At 65.9% G+C, this 17,167-nt stretch carries 9 protein-coding genes, 1 tRNA gene and 1 pseudogene; 7 read left to right on the forward strand and 4 right to left on the reverse strand.

Annotated features, from left to right (window positions below; translation table 11 throughout):
- Positions 1-401 precede the first annotated feature (401 nt).
- Positions 402-9,704 carry a type I polyketide synthase gene (locus J1M87_RS14210; RefSeq protein WP_206490050.1) on the forward strand — a complete coding sequence of 3,101 codons (9,303 nt, stop codon included), beginning with the start codon at positions 402-404 and terminating at the stop codon, positions 9,702-9,704.
- Positions 9,704-10,096, forward strand: a complete 393-nt coding sequence (locus J1M87_RS14215; protein WP_032375969.1) for a holo-ACP synthase — start codon at positions 9,704-9,706, stop codon at positions 10,094-10,096. Before J1M87_RS14210 ends, J1M87_RS14215 begins: the two co-directional genes overlap by 1 nt.
- Positions 10,097-10,204: 108 nt before the next feature.
- Here the strand turns inward: J1M87_RS14215 and J1M87_RS14220 are convergent, their stop codons facing one another.
- Positions 10,205-10,849 carry a TetR family transcriptional regulator gene (locus J1M87_RS14220; protein WP_241256951.1) on the reverse strand — a complete coding sequence of 215 codons (645 nt, stop codon included), beginning with the start codon at positions 10,847-10,849 and terminating at the stop codon, positions 10,205-10,207.
- A 381-nt stretch (positions 10,850-11,230) separates the two neighbouring features.
- On the opposite strand from J1M87_RS14220, the gene J1M87_RS14225 reads away from it, so the two are divergent.
- Together J1M87_RS14225 and J1M87_RS14230 are read left to right on the forward strand one after the other, a co-directional pair.
- Positions 11,231-12,616, forward strand: coding sequence for a hypothetical protein (locus tag J1M87_RS14225; protein ID WP_206490052.1), 1,386 nt, complete (start codon positions 11,231-11,233; stop codon positions 12,614-12,616).
- A 104-nt stretch (positions 12,617-12,720) separates the two neighbouring features.
- Entirely contained in the window at positions 12,721-14,085 is a 1,365-nt protein-coding gene (locus tag J1M87_RS14230) for a dipeptidase (RefSeq protein WP_206490053.1), read from the forward strand.
- On the opposite strand, the gene bcp is transcribed toward J1M87_RS14230, so the two are convergent.
- Entirely contained in the window at positions 14,074-14,547 is a 474-nt protein-coding gene (gene bcp, locus J1M87_RS14235) for a thioredoxin-dependent thiol peroxidase (RefSeq protein WP_206490054.1), read from the reverse strand. The two genes, J1M87_RS14230 and bcp, sit on opposite strands and share 12 nt — an antisense overlap.
- A gap of 77 nt (positions 14,548-14,624) precedes the next feature.
- Here bcp and J1M87_RS14240 point away from each other — a divergent pair, with 77 nt between their 5' ends.
- Both J1M87_RS14240 and J1M87_RS14245 read left to right on the forward strand, forming a co-directional pair.
- Complete coding sequence (locus J1M87_RS14240; protein WP_206490055.1) at positions 14,625-14,846, forward strand: DUF3618 domain-containing protein; 222 nt, start codon at positions 14,625-14,627, stop codon at positions 14,844-14,846.
- Positions 14,847-14,938: 92 nt separating this feature from the next.
- A tRNA-Lys gene (locus J1M87_RS14245) sits at positions 14,939-15,012 on the forward strand.
- A gap of 368 nt (positions 15,013-15,380) precedes the next feature.
- On the opposite strand, the pseudogene J1M87_RS14250 reads toward J1M87_RS14245, so the two are convergent.
- Both J1M87_RS14250 and J1M87_RS14255 read right to left on the reverse strand, forming a co-directional pair.
- Positions 15,381-15,774 (reverse strand): annotated as a pseudogene (locus J1M87_RS14250) (transposase); the annotation flags it as partial.
- Between the two features lie 28 nt (positions 15,775-15,802).
- Entirely contained in the window at positions 15,803-16,618 is an 816-nt protein-coding gene (locus J1M87_RS14255; RefSeq protein ID WP_206490056.1) for an enoyl-CoA hydratase/isomerase family protein, read from the reverse strand.
- Positions 16,619-16,661: 43 nt separating this feature from the next.
- Here J1M87_RS14255 and J1M87_RS14260 point away from each other — a divergent pair, with 43 nt between their 5' ends.
- A complete protein-coding gene (locus J1M87_RS14260) occupies positions 16,662-17,081 on the forward strand; it encodes a TetR/AcrR family transcriptional regulator (RefSeq protein ID WP_080733896.1) in 420 nt (139 codons plus the stop codon).
- The last annotated feature ends 86 nt before the right edge of the window (positions 17,082-17,167 follow it).

Below are 17,167 nucleotides of genomic sequence, written 5' to 3' on the forward strand. Positions count from 1 at the left end.
GGAGTGGCTCGAGGAATGACGCTAGGGGACGCCACCGACAGGGTTGGCCAGAGTTCGTCTGTGCTCGAGATCACATCACGAAAAGATAACGAAAAACGCGAGGTTTCCCTCATGTTATGGCGGCGCGTCCGACGCTCTCGCCAGCGTGGATGCTGGTTACCGACGGGTTAGGTAAACCAAAAGTAAAGGAGCTTGGGTCGGCGTACTCGCTGGTAGCAATCGGACGTCCGAGCAAACCTGAGGATTTCCTCATGATTTTGTGTCAACCTTGGGAGGCACGGAGAGAGGCCTGTCGACGAGGACAGTCTCACCGCATCGCCCCTGTAGCCCACGACGCACTCGGGCAGCCATCACAGCGAGCGCCCCGACCCCCGAGGCGCCCACGAGAGGAATCTTCAGCCTTGACGATCAACGAGAGCACACCATCACACGGACGAGGCACGCGGAGTAACGGCGGCGCTGGCAAATCCCCGAAAAGCAATGGCGGCTCTCGGACTCTGGCAGATCGTTTCGCCGCGGGTGAGCCGTATGCACTGGCCTTCGGTGGTCAGGGTGCACCGTGGCTCAGCTCGCTCGAAGAGCTGGCCCGCGACTCGGCGCTCGAGCCCGAACTGACCGATCTCGTCAACGAGGCCGCAGCCGTGGTCGCGCCCGTCTCCGACGAACTGCTGGTCGTCCGATCCGTCGGATTCGACCCCATCGGCTGGATGCTCGAGCAGGATCTCGCCGACGACGACACCGAGGGCTCCGAAGGGCCGTCCGAGGCCGCTCTGACCTCAGCAGCGGTGTCGCTTCCCGGAGTGTTTCTCACTCAGGTCGCCGCGCTGCGCGCCCTGAAGCTGCAGGGACTCGACCCATCTCAGACCCCTCCGGTCGAAGTCGTCGGACACTCACAGGGCCTCATCGCTGCCGAGTCGGTCGCTGCCGACGGCACCCAGGACGCGAACTTCCTGGCCATCGCTCAATTGGTCGGTGCTGCAGCAGGTCTCGTCGGGCGTCGACGCGGAATCATCGGTGCCGGTGACCGTGCGCCGATGGTCTCGGTCGCCAATGTCGAACCCGAACGCCTGCAGTCCATCGTCGACGAACTTGCGCTTCCCGATGCGCCGGAGCGATCCGCCGCCCTCGCCATCCGCAACGGCCGTCGTCGTGTCGTACTGTCCGGACCGCCGGCCCAGCTTGCTCGCGTGCAGGAGAAATGCGAGCAGATCGCTGCCGAGGAAGAGCGTGAACGCGACGCCAAGAAGCGCGGCGGTGCCGTGTTCGCGCCGGTCTTCGAGCAGCTTCCCGTCGAGATCGGCTTCCATCACCCCGCCCTTGCCGACGCAGTCGAACTCGTCAGTGCCTGGGCGCAGCGTTGTGGGCTCGACGTCGATCTCGCGCGGTCCCTCGCGCAGAAGATCCTGGTGGACTCCGTGGATTGGGTCGACGCCATCGACGGCGTCGTCGACGCCGGTGCCGACTGGATCCTCGATCTCGGTCCGGGCGACCTGCTCACCCGCATGACCACCCCGGCGCTGCGTGGACAGGGCGTCGGCATCATCGCTGCGTCCTCGCGTGGAGGCCACCGCAATCTCCTCACCCCGGGGGCCGCACCCGAGGTCCAGCCCGCATGGTCGGCGTTCGCACCCACACCGGTGACGCTCCCGGACGGGCGCGTCGTGGTCGAGACCTCCTTCACCAAGATGACCGGCCGTTCGCCGATCCTGCTCGCAGGTATGACGCCGACGACGGTCGACGCGAAGATCGTTGCAGCAGCTGCCAACGCAGGTCACTGGGCCGAGCTCGCCGGTGGCGGCCAGGTCACCGAGGACATCTTCACCGATCGTGTCGCCGAGCTCTCCACGCTGCTCGAGCCCGGCCGCGCCATCCAGTTCAACTCGCTCTTCCTCGATCCGTACCTGTGGAAGCTCCAGCTCGGCGGACGCCGTATCGTGCAGCGCGCTCGCGCCGCTGGTGCCGCCATCGACGGCGTCGTCGTCACTGCAGGCATCCCGGAACTCGACGAGGCAGTGGCGCTCATCGAGGAGCTGTCCGAGGCAGGCATCAGCTACGTCTCGTTCAAGCCGGGCACCGTCGCGCAGATCCGCGCCGTCATCCGCATCGCCAACGAGGTCCCGTCCTACCAGGTCAACGTTCACATCGAGGGTGGCCGCGCAGGCGGGCACCACTCCTGGGAGGACCTCGACGATCTGCTGCTGACCACCTACGCAGAGCTGCGTTCGCGGCCCAACCTCGTCGTCTGTGTCGGTGGCGGCATCGGGACACCCGAGCGGGCCGCCGAGTACCTCACCGGCACGTGGTCGGCCGCGTACGGCTATCCCAAGATGCCGCTCGACGGCATCCTCGTCGGTACCGCCGCCATGGCCACTCTGGAAGCCACCACGGCACCGGAGGTCAAGCAGCTCCTCGTCGACACACCGGGAACTCCCGACTGGGTCGGCGCGGGAACCGCCACCGGCGGAATGGCCTCGGGCCGCAGCCAGCTCGGTGCCGATATCCACGAGATCGACAACGCGGCATCGCGTTGCGGTCGACTGCTCGACGAGGTCGCCGGCGACGCCGACGCCGTGGCCGAACGCCGCGACGAGATCATCGCCGCGCTCGACGGCACCGCCAAGCCGTTCTTCGGTGACGTCGCCGAGATGACCTACCAGCAGTGGCTCGCACGCTACCTGGACCTGGCCATCGGCACGGACTCGCGCAACGAATTCGATTGCGGCGGTGAATTCACCGATGCCGTCAACGAGACCCGCAAATCGGTGTGGCTCGACATCACCTGGCGCACCCGCTTCCTGGAGATGCTGCAGCGCGCCGAGGCTCGCCTGCACCCCGTCGATCGTGGACCGATCCCCACCCTGTTCGCCGACGCCGAGGTTCTCGAGCGCCCGCACGCGGCACTGAAGTCGCTGCTCGCCCAGTTCCCCGACGCCGCCGACGTGGTTCTGCACCCGGCCGACATCACGTTCTTCACCTCGCTGTGCCGCATGCCCGGCAAGCCGGTCAACTTCGTCCCCGTCGTCGACGGCGACGTACGCCGCTGGTGGCGCAGTGACTCGCTGTGGCAGGCGCACGATCCTCGCTACTCCGCCGATCAGGTCTGCGTCATCCCCGGAACCGTCGCTGTCGCCGGCATCACCCGCGTGGACGAGCCCGTCGGCGAACTGCTGAACCGATTCGAGAAGGCCACCGCGGACCAGCTCATCGCCGAGGGCATCGAGCCGTCGGCTATCGCCAGCCGCCGCCACGCCGAGATCGCACCCGGACTGCTGGGCATCGTGCTGGCTGCTCCCGACGTCACCTGGGCCTCGCGCATGACGCAGAACCCCGTTGCACGCCTGGGTGATCCGGCCGAGTGGACCGTCGAATCCGAGACGGTTGCCGCACATCCACAGACCGGATCCACGCTGACCGTGCTGGATTCGGAGCACGTGGAGCTGCTGGTCCCTCTCGCTCCGGGCAAGGAAGTTCGGATTCGCCTGACGGTTCCGGCCTCCACGATCGACGGCGGCGCTCCCGTCGTCACCGCGCAGGACGCTCAGCAAGCGATGTCGGCACTACTCGGAGTTGCTGCAGGCCAGGAGCTTCCGACTGTCAAGGGCGGCGTCGCCCGTCTGAACATCGCATGGATTCCCGATCTGATCGCCGACCACGCAGGCGTCACCGGATCCGGACTTCCCGACTCGTTGACCGTCAGCGGCAAGGCCGTTCCCGACGTCCTCGTCGGTGCCTGCTGGCCGGCCGTCTTCGCGGTCTTGGGTGCCACCAGAACTGCAGACGGCATCGACGTCATCGAGGGCATGCTCGACCTGGTGCACCTCGATCACAGTGTGAACCTGGTCGGCGAACTGCCCTCGGACACTTCGATTCTCGTGGTCAAAGCAGCGGCAGGAGAGGTGCTCGACACCGACCTCGGCCGCGTCGTCGAGGTCACCGTCGAGATCGGTGCCATGCTCAGCGAGGGTCTCGATGCTCCCGCAGTCGCAACCCTGGTGGAGCGCTTCGCCATTCGTGGACGCACCGGCAAGGGTGAACTGACCGATCCGGCTCGCGCAGGTGGATCCGTCGGTGACGACGCCAAGGACACCCCGCGTCGTCGCCGACGTCAGGTCACCGTCGTCGCCCCGCGCAACATGGCTGCGTTCGCTCAGGTCTCGGGCGATCACAACCCCATCCACACCTCGGACGCCGCGGCTCTGCTTGCCGGTCTCGGCAGCCCGATCGTGCACGGCATGTGGCTCTCGGCTGCAGCCCAGCAGACAGTCACCGCCGTCGACCACGCGGACACCAAGACTCCGCCGCGTCGCTTGACCGCCTGGACCGCACGATTCCTCGGTATGGTCCGCCCCGGAGCCGAGATCGACGTTCGCGTCGACCGCACCGGATTCGACCAGGGTGCCGAACTGATCGAGGTCTCCTGCCGTGTCGCAGGCGAACTGGTCATGGTCGCCACCGCTCGCACCGCGCCGCCGAAAACCGTCTACGCCTTCCCCGGCCAGGGGATCCAGCGTGCGGGCATGGGCCTGGACGCACGGTCTCGCTCGAAGGCCGCACGTGAGGTGTGGGAGCGTGCCGACAAGCACACCCGCAGTGCGCTCGGCTTCTCCATTCTCGCTGTGGTGCGGGACAACCCGACCACGCTCAAGGCACGCGGCGTGACGCACAAGCATCCCGACGGGGTGCTGCACCTGACTCAGTTCACCCAGGTCGCGATGGCGGTTCTCGGCGTCGCACAGGTTGCCGAACTGCGTGAATCCGGTGCTTTCGTGGAGAATTCGATTCTCGCCGGCCACTCCGTCGGTGAGTACAACGCCCTCGCAGCGGTCGCCGGTGTGCTTCCGCTCGAAGCCGTCCTCGAGGTCGTCTTCCAGCGTGGTTCGGCCATGCATGCCCTGGTTCCGCGTGACGCCAGCGGTCGCAGTGACTACCGCATGGCAGCGATTCGCCCGTCTCAGATCGGCTTGGCCGACGAGGACGTGCAAGACTTCGTCGCCGGTGTCTCAGCAGAATCGGGTGAGTTCCTCGAGATCGTCAACCTCAACCTGCGCGGTTCGCAGTACGCCATTGCAGGTACGGTCGCCGGTCTCGGCGAGCTGGAGAAGAAGATCGCGATCCGCCGAGCAGAGTTCGGTGGCAAGGCCGCCTACATCATGGTCCCCGGCATCGATGTGCCGTTCCACTCCACGGTGCTGCGCGGCGGAGTCGACGATTTCCGCAACCGTCTCGAGACTCTGCTCCCCGAGCAGATCGATCCGGCGATCCTGGTAGGGCGCTACATCCCGAACCTGGTGCCCAAGCCGTTCTCTCTCGACCGCGAGTTCGTTCAGGAGATCGCCGATCTGGTTCCGTCCGAGCCGCTGAATGCTGTTCTCGCAGAATTCGATTCGTGGACCGCACGGCCGAGCGATCTGTGCCGCGTGATCCTGACCGAGCTGCTGGCATGGCAGTTCGCCAGCCCGGTGCGCTGGATCGAGACCCAGGACCTGCTGTTCGCAGACGAGTCCGACGGCGGCATGGGCGTCGAGCGCTTCGTCGAGATCGGCCTCGGTGCAACACCGACCGTGGCGAACCTCGCGTCGCAGACCCTCAAGCTGCCGGGCCGCTTCGGCCACCCGGTCGAGGTACTCAACCTCGAGCGCGAGGCTGCGATCATCTACGGCACCGACACCGACCCGGCTCCGGCCGAGGAGGAGGAGGCAACTCCTGCTCCCGAGGCCGCAGCTCCGGCAGCGGCTGCCGCTCCGGCCGCAGCACCCGCCCCGGCGGCAGCACCGTCGGGCGGACCGCGTCCGGACGACATCGCGTTCCTCGCCGCCGATGCGACCAAGATCCTCATCGGACTGTGGACCAAACTGCAGCTCGATCAGATCGGACCCGCCGACACCATCGAGGCGCTGTGCGACGGCGTGTCCTCACGCCGTAACCAGCTGCTCGTCGACCTCGGCTCCGAGCTCTCGCTCGGTGCCATCGACGGCGCAGCCGACGCCGACATGGGCGCGCTCTCGGGCACGGTCAACAAGCTGGCTCGTACCTACAAGCCCTTCGGCCCGGTGCTCAGCGATTCGATCAACGATCACCTGCGCAAGGTCTTCGGTCCCTCGGGACGACGCCCGGCCTCGATCGCCGATCGAATCAAGAAGACCTGGGAACTGGGCGACGGTTGGGCACATCACGTCACCGCCGAGGTCGCTCTCGGTACCCGTGACGGTGCCTCGGTGCGCGGCGGTGCACTCGGCGGCCTCGCCGACGGCGCTCTCGCCGACGGCAACGCGGTCGACAACGTCATCGATGCCGCAGTGGCCGCAGTGGCCGCACGCCGCGGCGTCGCAGTCTCGATGCCACAAGCGGGCGGTGGGGCCGGCGGAACCGTCGACGCTGCTGCTCTCGGTGAGTTCACCGAGCACATCACCGGCCGCGACGGCGTCCTGGCCTCCGCAGCCCGACTGGTGCTCGAACAGCTCGGACTGGCCGATGCGCCCAACGCTCTGCTGGCAGAGGATCCCGACGCTGCACTGGTCGAATTGGTCTCGGCCGAGCTCGGATCCGACTGGCCTCGCCTCGTCGCCCCGGCGTTCGACGCCAAGCGAGCGGTCCTGATCGACGACCGGTGGGCCACCGCCCGTGAGGACCTGGCCCGGCTGTGGCTCGGTACTGCAGGCGACGTCGCGGTCGAGTCCTTCGCAGGTGCAGGCAATGCCGTTGCGTCGCAGGCACAGTGGTGGAAGGCCAAGGCCGACTACGCGAACAAGACAGTGCTCGCGGAGACCTTCGGACGCATCGCGGATATCGCGGTCGCATCCGAGGACAAGGGCCAATGGGCCGACGAGGTCGCAGTGGTCACCGGCGGCAGCAAGGGCTCCATCGCAGCTGCGGTGACGGCCAAGCTGCTGGCCGGGGGAGCGACGGTCTTCGTCACCACCTCCAGGCTCGACGACGAGCGACTCGGCTTCTACCGCAGCCTCTACCGCGACAACGCACGCAGCGGAGCCTCGCTCTGGGTGGTTCCGGCCAACATCGCGTCGTACAACGATGTCGATGCACTCATCGAGTGGATCGGCAGCGACTTCATCGACACTGCCGGTGGCGCAAAGACTCTGGTCAAGGCCGCAACGACTCCGACGATGCTGTTCCCGTTCGCTGCACCGCGAGTAATGGGCGAGATGTCCGACGCGGGCGCTCGCGCCGAGATGGAAATGCGCGTGCTGCTCTGGTCGGTCGAGCGTCTGATCACCGGACTGTCGAAGGTCGGCTACGACACCGACATCGATACCCACCTGCATGTGGTGCTGCCGGGATCGCCGAACCGCGGAATGTTCGGTGGCGACGGTGCTTACGGCGAATCCAAGGCTGCACTGGATGCCGTTGTCACCAAGTGGGGTTCGGAGAAGAACTGGGCCGAGCGGGTGTCCATCGCCCACGCTCACATCGGTTGGGTCCGCGGAACCGGCCTGATGGGCGGAAACGATCCCATCGTCGAGGCCGTCGAAGCCGAGGGTGTGCGCACCTGGTCGACCGAAGAGATGGCAACCGAACTGCTCGAACTGTGCACGCCTGCCGCTCGTCGTCAGGCTGCTCAGGAGCCGATCGTTGCCGATCTCACCGGCGGACTGGCCAATACCGAGCTCAACCTCGTCGAACTCGCTCGGGACGCGGCTGCCGCCGCTGCCGAGAAGACCGAAGAGGAAGTGGACGATTCGGTGATCGCGGCACTGCCCGCCCCGCCGCGTCTGTCGACCTCGACCACCGCTCCTGCGTGGCCGGCGCTCGATGTCGACCCGAAGGACCTGGTTGTCATCGTCGGCGCAGGCGAGCTCGGACCTTACGGTTCGGCACGCACCCGCTTCGAGATGGAGGTCGACGAGCAGCTCTCTGCCGCAGGCGTTCTCGAACTCGCATGGAACACCGGCCTGATCGCCTGGGAGAACGATCCCAAGCCGGGTTGGTACGACATCGAGTCCGGTGACCTGGTGCCGGAGGAGGACATCGCCGACAAGTACCACGACATCGTGGTCGAGAAGTGTGGCATCCGTACCTACGGTGACGACGGCGCGATGGTCGGCAACACCGCTCCGCTGATGACCTCGATCTTCCTCGACAACGACCTGACGTTCGTGGTCGGAACCGAGATCGATGCACGGTCGTTCGCAGCGGCGGACCCCGAGCACACGCTGATCACGCCGGTCCCGGATTCGAGTGATTGGCAGGTCACTCGCAAGGCGGGCACCGAGATTCGCGTTCCGCGCAAGATGAAGCTCAGCCGCACCGTCGGCGGGCAGATTCCGACCGGATTCGATCCCACCAAGTGGGGCATCTCGCCCGACATGGCCAGCTCGGTCGATCGCGTTGCCCTGTGGAACATCGTCACCACGGTCGATGCATTCATCTCCTCGGGCTTCAACCCGTCGGAACTGATGCGCTGGGTGCACCCCACACTGGTGGCCAACACACAGGGCACCGGCATGGGCGGCATGGAATCGATGCGCTCGCTGTACATCGACACCCTGCTCGGAGATGCCCGTGCGAACGACATCCTGCAGGAGGCGCTGCCGAACGTCGTTGCAGCGCACGTGGTCCAGTCGTACGTCGGTAGCTACGGCGCGATGGTTCACCCCGTCGCCGCCTGTGCCACCGCGGCGGTCTCGGTCGAGGAAGGCGTCGACAAGATCAAACTGGGCAAGGCGCAGGTAGTGGTCGCAGGCGGCTTCGACGACCTGAGCACCGAAGGCATCATCGGCTTCGGTGACATGTCGGCCACCGCCGACTCGGCAGCGATGACCGCCAAGGGCATCAGCGACCGACGCTTCTCCCGGGCCAACGACCGCAGGCGCGGTGGGTTCGTCGAGTCGCACGGCGGCGGAACGATTCTGCTCGCCCGCGGCGATCTCGCCCTCGAGATGGGGCTGCCGGTCCTCGGTGTGGTGGCGTACGCACAGTCCTACGGCGACGGAGTTCATACCTCCATCCCGGCTCCGGGACTCGGCGCACTGAGCGCCGGTCGTGGAGGCAAGGATTCTGCGCTTGCGCTTTCGTTGAACGCATTGGGCGTCAGCGCGGACGATGTGGCCGTGATCTCCAAGCACGACACGTCGACCGCGGCCAACGACCCGAACGAGGCCGAACTGCATACCCGCCTCGCGAAGGCCATCGGCCGTTCGGACGGTGCCCCGCTGTTCGTCGTCTCGCAGAAGAGCCTCACCGGCCACTCGAAGGGTGGAGCGGCTGCCTGGCAGCTGATCGGCCTGTGCCAGGTGCTGGCGGGCGGCGTCATCCCGCCGAACCGCAGCCTCGACTGCGTCGACGACAAGATGACCGGCTTCGAGCATCTGGTGTGGGCTCGTGAGCCACTGCGCTTCGGTGACTCGGTTCCGCTCAAGGCAGGTCTGCTGACCTCGCTCGGGTTCGGACACGTGTCGGGGCTCATCGCGCTGGTGCACCCGCAGGCGTTCCTCGAGGCCATTCCGGCCGACAGGCGTGCTGCGTACATCGCTCAGTCGAACGAGCGGCGCATCGCCGGTCAGCGCAGGCTGATCTCGGCGATGGTGGGAGGCGACTCCCTGTACGAGCGGCCCGACGATCGACGACTTGGACATGACGGGACGCCGGCCAAGGCGTCACGCGAACTGGAGGCACACGTGTTGCTCAACGAGTCTGCTCGCCTCGGCGAAGACGACGTCTACTCGTCCGGTCTGCCGGGTGCCATCTGATGGCGATCCTGGGAGTGGGTTTCGACCTGGTGACGGTGTCCGACTTCGCCGAGCAGATGGAGAAGGTCGGCACGACGATGATTCGCGACAGCTTCACCGCGGGTGAGCGTCGACATGCCGCGACGAAGAGTTCCGATCCGACCCGCCACTACGCAGCTCGGTGGGCTGCCAAGGAAGCGGTGTTGAAGGCATGGGCGACATCGCGATTCGCCCGGCCACCGCAGATCGGTGACAACCCGTACCCGCTGATCGAGGTCGTCAACGATGCGTGGGGTCGCCCGTCCATCAAGCTGCACGGCATTGCGCAGGAGTTCCTGCCGACGGTCAAGATTCATCTGTCGTTGACTCACGACGGTGACATCGCCGCTGCGGTGGCGATTCTGGAGGAGTGAGTCCGTACTGAAACGCGTCAGGCCCGTCCGATCCACGAGATCGGGCGGGCCTTTCGTCTGTGGAGCCGGGTCGGGATCAGGTGTCGTCGGGATCAGGCGTCGTCAGGATCAGGTGTCGTCAGGATCAGGCGTCGGCGATCCGCCGGAGCGCCTGCTCTCCTTCTCGGCGACGAGTAGGTACGCCATCATGATGCGTTTGAGCTCCGCGACCGCATCCTCGTGACTCTGGCCGTCCTGCACCGAGAAGTTGAGCATCGAGTAGACGATGTGCACCAACACCTGTGCCATGAGGTTGCGGCGGTGCCGGGGCGTGCGCGGAGTCAGTGGTCCGAGCATGCGCGAGACCTGTTCGGCGAACTCGCGCTCGTGGATCACGCCGGTCGCCCGCGTGGACGGCGTCGACTGCATGGCCAGCCACACCTCACGGCGCGACGGGTCGGTCATCCACATACCCGCCATGTGGTCGACGAAGTTGTTGAGGAACCGCACCCAGTCCAGCGACGGGACCTCGCCGTCGAACTCGGCGAGTTCCTGCTGGACTCCGACGAGGTCCTGGCGATTGAGTTCGCAGACGATGACGTACTTGTTGGCGAAGAACTGGTAGAGGGTGCCGATGGGGAGTTCGGCGCGGGAGGCGACTTCCTCGCAGGTGAACGACTCGAAGCCCACGTCGCTGAGCAGTTCGCGCGAGGCCTGCAAGAGTGCGTCGAACTTGCGTTGGCTGCGTTCTTGGGTGGGCCGGCGTCGTGGCATCAGTTCCTGCGTCTGTGCCGTCGACTCGAGCGCGGCGTCGAGACGGCGCGAGGACTGGGCACGAGCAGAGGATTCCACCCGGTCAGGCTATCCGGCGCAGGTGCTTGGTATCCACACCTGCCCTATGCGTCGCTGAACAAAACCGAGACCCGGCCTGCAGAGACGGTGAAAACGACCGAACGTTGCAAGCGGGCCTGTACGGCGCGACAAGGGCTTGTTCTGAATTCAGTGACAAACTCCAAGCCCTATTTCGACCAATTGAACAGTCAACGGGTATGGTTCGGGGACAAGAACCAATTTCTGTGCAGGGTGATCGTCGTTCGGAACCGCTGAACGACGATCATGGTCGGGTGCCTCCACCCTGAGTACAGGGAGACTGCCATGGCTGCTATCGGTATAGCGATCGAATCCGGCTCGATGCATACAGTTCTCGTCGAGCCGACCTCGGGCGAACTGCTCGCGGATCTGACGAGCCCCCTCGTTCCCGACGCCGCCTCCGTGCTGGCAACAGCAATCGGGGCGATGCGTACCGAGGCCGCGACCCTCGGCCTCGAGGTGGACGCACTGGGCGTGGCCTGTCGGTCCGAGGCCGAGCGCGCCGAGTTCGTCACCGCTCTGGGCGACGACCAGACACAGCTCTTCTCGGCGTCCGAATCATTCCTCCGCTGGTTGACGCAATCGACCGAATTCGCCGACGCGAAGTCCGTGCTCCTGTACTACATGGGGGAGGCGGGTGTGTCCATCTCGCTCGCCGACGTCGAAGACGCATCGCTCACCCCCACGAAGGCTGCCTCGCTGGACTCGATGTCGCCCGAGCGCATCGGCAGCACCATTCCACTGGCGTGGGAGGTGGTGGACGAGGCAGGCAAGAAGCCGGACTTCGTGGCGTTGTTCGGAGACAAGTCGAGCAATCGCGATCTGATAGACATTCTCGCGCTCGGTCTCGGTGTGCCCGTTGTCCGAGTGGCCGATGCCGATCAGGTTGCAGCCCGCGGAGCGGCCCTGCTCGCATCGGCACAGCAGCCCGAGGCTCTCCCACTGCCCGAGCAGCCTTCCGCGCCGACCGCTGCGCCGGCCGAATCGGAATCGGAATCGCAGAAGGGCCCATCGGAGGCGACGGTGCCGCTGTCGGCAGCGAGCAGCGCACCCGTCGGCAGCGACGCCGACCCCTCCGAGGTCGACGAGCAGGGGGCGCAACCTGCGCTCGTTGCCGCGTCTGCTGGAAAGATCGGGGCCGGATCGTGGAGTTCGGGGGCGTCGGGGCGGAAGGCGATCTTCGCCGCCGTACTGCTCGCTGGTGTGGCCTCGGCCGGTGTCGCAGTGGCGGCCACGCAGCCGAGTGCCCCCGAATCGACCGCAGAGCAGGTCGTCGATCGACGCGACAGCGGTGCCGATCTGGCCGGTGAAACCCGGCAGGTGGACCCTACGACCGTCGACACGCTCGCTCCGATCGTTCCGCCTATCGAAACGATCCCGCCGACCTCCGATTCGGCCGAGACGGTGCAGCCGACCGAAGCCGCACCTCCCTGGACGCCCCAGGGGCAGCCCTGGACGACGCAGCCGACCGAGCCGACGCAGCCTCCGCCCTGGACAACGCAGGACACACCGCCCGCACCGACCCGAACCACGATCGACCCTCCGCAGTTCACCCTTCCCGCTATCGTTCCCGAGCCGGGCAAATCACCGGAACAACTGGAACAGGAAGCGTGGGAACGTCATTGGCAGCACACCGGTGAGTGGATCGAACAGGAGCTCTCCGGCGGCTGACGGTGAACCAATTCTGGGCCCGGGGCCATTCCGCAGGCTCCACGGAGTGAACGGTGATGACAGACTGGCGAAAGCCCGTCTGTCATTTCTCGTATGGAGGACTCATGCCTGCCGATGCACGACCCGTGGACGTTCGATCCGACATCGGTGCCGCGATGCCGCGAGCGAAAGCGGAGTTGGCCGACTTGGTTCGGTTCGCATCGGTGCACGATCCCCGGCAGTTCCCGGTCGAGGAATGCACCGGTGCCGCGCAGTGGGTGCAACGGGCCTTCGTCGACGCAGGCATTCCCGACGTCCAACTGATCGAGACCGTCGACGGGTCACTCGCTGTGGTCGGGTCGCGTCCGGCACCGCCAGGAGCGCCGACCGTCCTGCTGTACTCGCACTACGACGTGCAGCCTCCTGGTGACCGAAATTTCTGGGACAGTGAGCCTTTCGAGCTGACCGAGCGGGACGGCCGTTGGTACGGACGCGGTTCGGCGGATTGCAAAGGCAATGTGATCATGCACCTGCTGGCGTTACGGGCGCTGGGGGACTCGCTCGACATCGGCATCCGGATCGTCTGCGAGGGTTCGGAAGAAATGGGCACCGGCGGACTGGAAGTGCTCGTGGAGCAGCGCCCCGAACTGTTCGCCGCCGACATCGTTGTCATCGCCGACACAGGCAATGCGAGGGTGGGCATGCCGACGGTCACCACCACGCTGCGCGGTATCGCAAACGTGGTGGTGCACGTCGAAACCCTCGCGGGAGAAGTGCATTCCGGCATGTACGGCGGCCCGGCACCGGACGCACTCGCCGCCCTGGTGCAGGTGCTCGCGACGCTCCGCAACGAGCAGGGCGACACCGTGGTGGACGGTCTCGACGCAGCACAGACGTGGGAAGGCGTCGAGTACGGGGCCGAGCAGTTCCGCTCCGACGCTGGAGTGCTCGACGGCGTCGGGCTGGCGGGCTCGAGCTCGGTGGCCGACGCGGTGTGGGCGCGGCCCGCTCTGACGATCCTGGGGATCGACTGCCCACCGGTCGTCGGGTCGGCCGCGGCCATCTCGCCTCGCGCGTCAGCACGGCTGAATCTGCGGGTGCCGCCGGGGATGGATGCGCAGCAGGCTCAGGATGCCTTGGCGGCTCACCTGGTGGCGCACACGCCGTGGAATGCTCGCGTCACGGTCGATCGGGAAGCGATCGGGTCGCCGTTTCGGGCCCGCACCGACGGGCCGGGCTACGCGGCGCTCTCCGAGGCGTTGGAGGAGGCATTCGGGCATCCGATGGGGACGGCCGGGCAGGGTGGGTCGATTCCGCTGTGCACTGGGTTGGCCCGGGTGCTGCCCGATGCCGAGATCGTGCTGATGGGCGTCGAGGAGCCGCAGTGCCGGATCCACGCCCCCAACGAGAGCGTGGACCCGACGGAGATCGAGAAGATGGCCGTCGCCGAGGCGCTGTTCCTGCAGCGGCTTGCGGGGTCAGACAGCTAGATCGCGACGGAGCTTGGCTACGTGGCCGGTGGCGCGGACGTTGTACTGCGCCACCTCGATCTTGCCGGCCTCGTCGACGAGGAAGGTGGAGCGAATGACGCCCTCGTAGACCTTGCCGTAGTTCTTCTTCTCGCCGAATGCGCCCCACGCCTGCAAGGTCGTCTTCTGCTCGTCGGCGAGCAAGGGGAACGTCAACCCTTCCTTGTCGCGGAACTTGGCGAGTTTGGCGGGTTTGTCGGGCGAGATGCCGATGACTTCGAGGCCCTCGCCGTTGAGTTCGGCCAGGTTGTCGCGGAAGTCGCAGGCCTGCTTGGTGCAGCCCGGGGTGCTCGCGGCGGGGTAGAAGTACACGATCACTTTCTTGCCCGCGTAGTCCGCGAGGGAGACGTCCTTGCCGTCGGCATCGGGCAGGGTGAACGCCGGAGCGGTGTCGCCCGGCTCGAGCTTGCTGTATTCGGTCACCGCACGAGAGTATCGAAACATCGTCGTGCTCTAGGCTCGACTGCGACCGGCACTATTTGCAACAAGTTGGAGGACACGTGGCCAAGGACACCGACCGAATCGAGCGCGAGATCGAGGCCGCTCGCAATCAGCTCGCCAGCACCCTGGACGAGCTGAGCGTCCGTGCCAGCCCCAAGAACATCGTTGCCAACACCAAAGAGTCCGTGGTGTCGAAGCTCAACGAGCCTGCAGTGAAGTTCACCTTGCTCGGAGTCGGCGCAGTGGTGGCAGTTCTCGTGGTTCGCCGGATCTTCAACTGACGCAGCAGGCACTCCGACCAGCCGATTTCACATCTGGCCGGATCTGCTGTTAATGTTTCTCCCGCACCGCAGTGAACATGCGGTGCGGATCGGCGCCATTAGCTCAGTTGGTTAGAGCAGCTGACTCTTAATCAGCGGGTCCGGGGTTCGAGTCCCTGATGGCGCACACCAAGTCCCCCTGAACAGCGTTTACGCTGGTCAGGGGCACTTTTTGCTGTCCGGGTATGTCTGGGCATCCGCAAACTTCGCGAAAATGGCCAACGCTCTGACCTGCAGATTCTCAAGCCGCGTAGGGCGTTTCGGAGACTTGACTCCCAATGACTTGTACTGGGAGTCAAGTCTGCGGCTCATACCGCTCTGACCCGTGCAGACGGACACTGTGAGTGTATCGTTGCGCAGTCAACGGACGGTTGTGGACCCGTAACTCATCACTTACTCATCTTTTTGGCCGAACGAGATGGGTGCCGTTGGGTTCGTCGCGCCGTTCAGGGAACATGCATTCGCTGGCGCCTAAACATCCCAGGGCTGCAACTGTCAAGCGGCCTTGGAATTGTGCTCCGGTTGGTGTGCCCACGCGATGGTCTCGTCGTAGATGGCGTGGTGGCGTAGGCATCCGTGGAGGAGTCCGACGAGGCGATTGCCGAGTGCGCGGAGTGCTTGGTGGTGCAGATCGCCGGCGGCGTGGTGTCGGTCGTAGAGCGCGCGAGCTCCCGGGCTTTGGTTAACCGCGCAGAATGCCCATTGATCGATCGCATCGTAGAGCCGCCCGTTACGCACATGTCGGGCGAGGACGGCACGTTTCTCGCCCGATGCGATCGTCAGGGGTGACGTACCGGCGTAGTTCTTGCGAGACTTGGCAGTGGTGTCGGTTGGCATCGTCCTAGAATTTACCGAGCACCCGGGCGCCGAGGATGACACCGAGTCCTGGCGCTGCACTCAGGTCCATGGCGAACCCATCAGCTCTGGTACGGCATGTCGGCGGCGGTGAGGCCTTCGAGTGCCATGCCGAACGGGACGTCCTGCAGGATCCGCTTGCGCAGGTTCCGGTTGAGGGTCTGCTTCTGCAGCGTCCGGTAGAGTGCCGGCTTCGCGGCAAGGCCGCGCGCGATCTCAAGGCCGCGGTCAAGAGCCGGGTCATGGGCCACTAATTCGCTGACGACACCCCACTGCAGAGCGGTTTCGGCGTCGCTCGACTCCCCGGTCCACAGCAGCCACTTGGCGCGGGCGGTCCCGGCGATCTCCTCCCAGACGACCTGGACGCCGTCGCCGCCGGTGATACCGAAGGCGGGGTGCGGGAAGTCGCCGTACGTGGCGCGCTCCGAGGCGATATGGATGTCGGAGAGCAGCAGGTATTCGGAACGGATGATCGCCGGACCGTTCGCGACCCCGACGACAGGAAGGGGCAACTCGACCAGTCGCTGAAGCACCTTGGCTTCCTCGACGCGAGTCTTCTCCCACGCCGCAGGCTTGAAGATCTCTCCGAGGCTCGGGCCGTCGATGTCCTTGATGAAGTGGTCGCCGCTCCCGATGAGCACCATGGCCCTGTTGTCGCAGTCGAGCGCGATCTCCTCTAACAGCGCCGGAAAGTGTTCGTGGGTCTGACCGGTGAACGTGAGCGGTCCGCCGTCGGTGTGGAAGCGCACCAGAAGGACGCCGTGCTCGTCGCGGGTGATGGCGAAGTTCTCGTACGCGGTGAAGTATCCGGGGTGGTCATGAGTTGCCCCTCTCGTCGTAACTGAACAGGTCTGTTCAACTGCGTAGGGTGGGCCCACGACCGCAGCGAAGACTCGTCGCAAGCCGGGCCTCGAACGGGTTCTGGCCACCGCCGACCGACTGTTCTACGAACGAGGCCTCCATGCCACCGGCGTCGATTTGATCGTTGCGCGAGCCGACGTCTCCAAAACCACCATGTACACCTATTTCCGAACCAAGGACGACCTGGTCGCGGCATACCTTCAAAGGCGCAGCGACGCCTGGCAAAGCCACGTCGCCGACCAACTTCACGCACGCGGGGGCAGCCCGGAAAACAAGGCGCTGCTGGTTTTCGACCTGCTCGGCGAGTGGTTCGAAAGCGACGACTTCCGCGGCTGCCCGTTCGTCAATGCCGAGGCCGAATCATCGCCGGACTCGCCGGGCCACAGCGTCAACCTCGGGCACCGCACCGCACATGGGTACGAGAGCTCTTCCGCGAACTTCTCCGCCCGATCGGAATTACCGGCCCGGATGACCTGCTGATCCTCCAACTCGCTGCTCTCTACGACGGCACCATGACCAGCGCCCATGCCGAACCCGGTCCACCCTGGGTATGCGCGGCACGCGAA

It is taken from the genome of Rhodococcus sp. KRD162 (genome assembly GCF_017168335.1).
Taxonomy (GTDB): domain Bacteria; phylum Actinomycetota; class Actinomycetes; order Mycobacteriales; family Mycobacteriaceae; genus Rhodococcoides.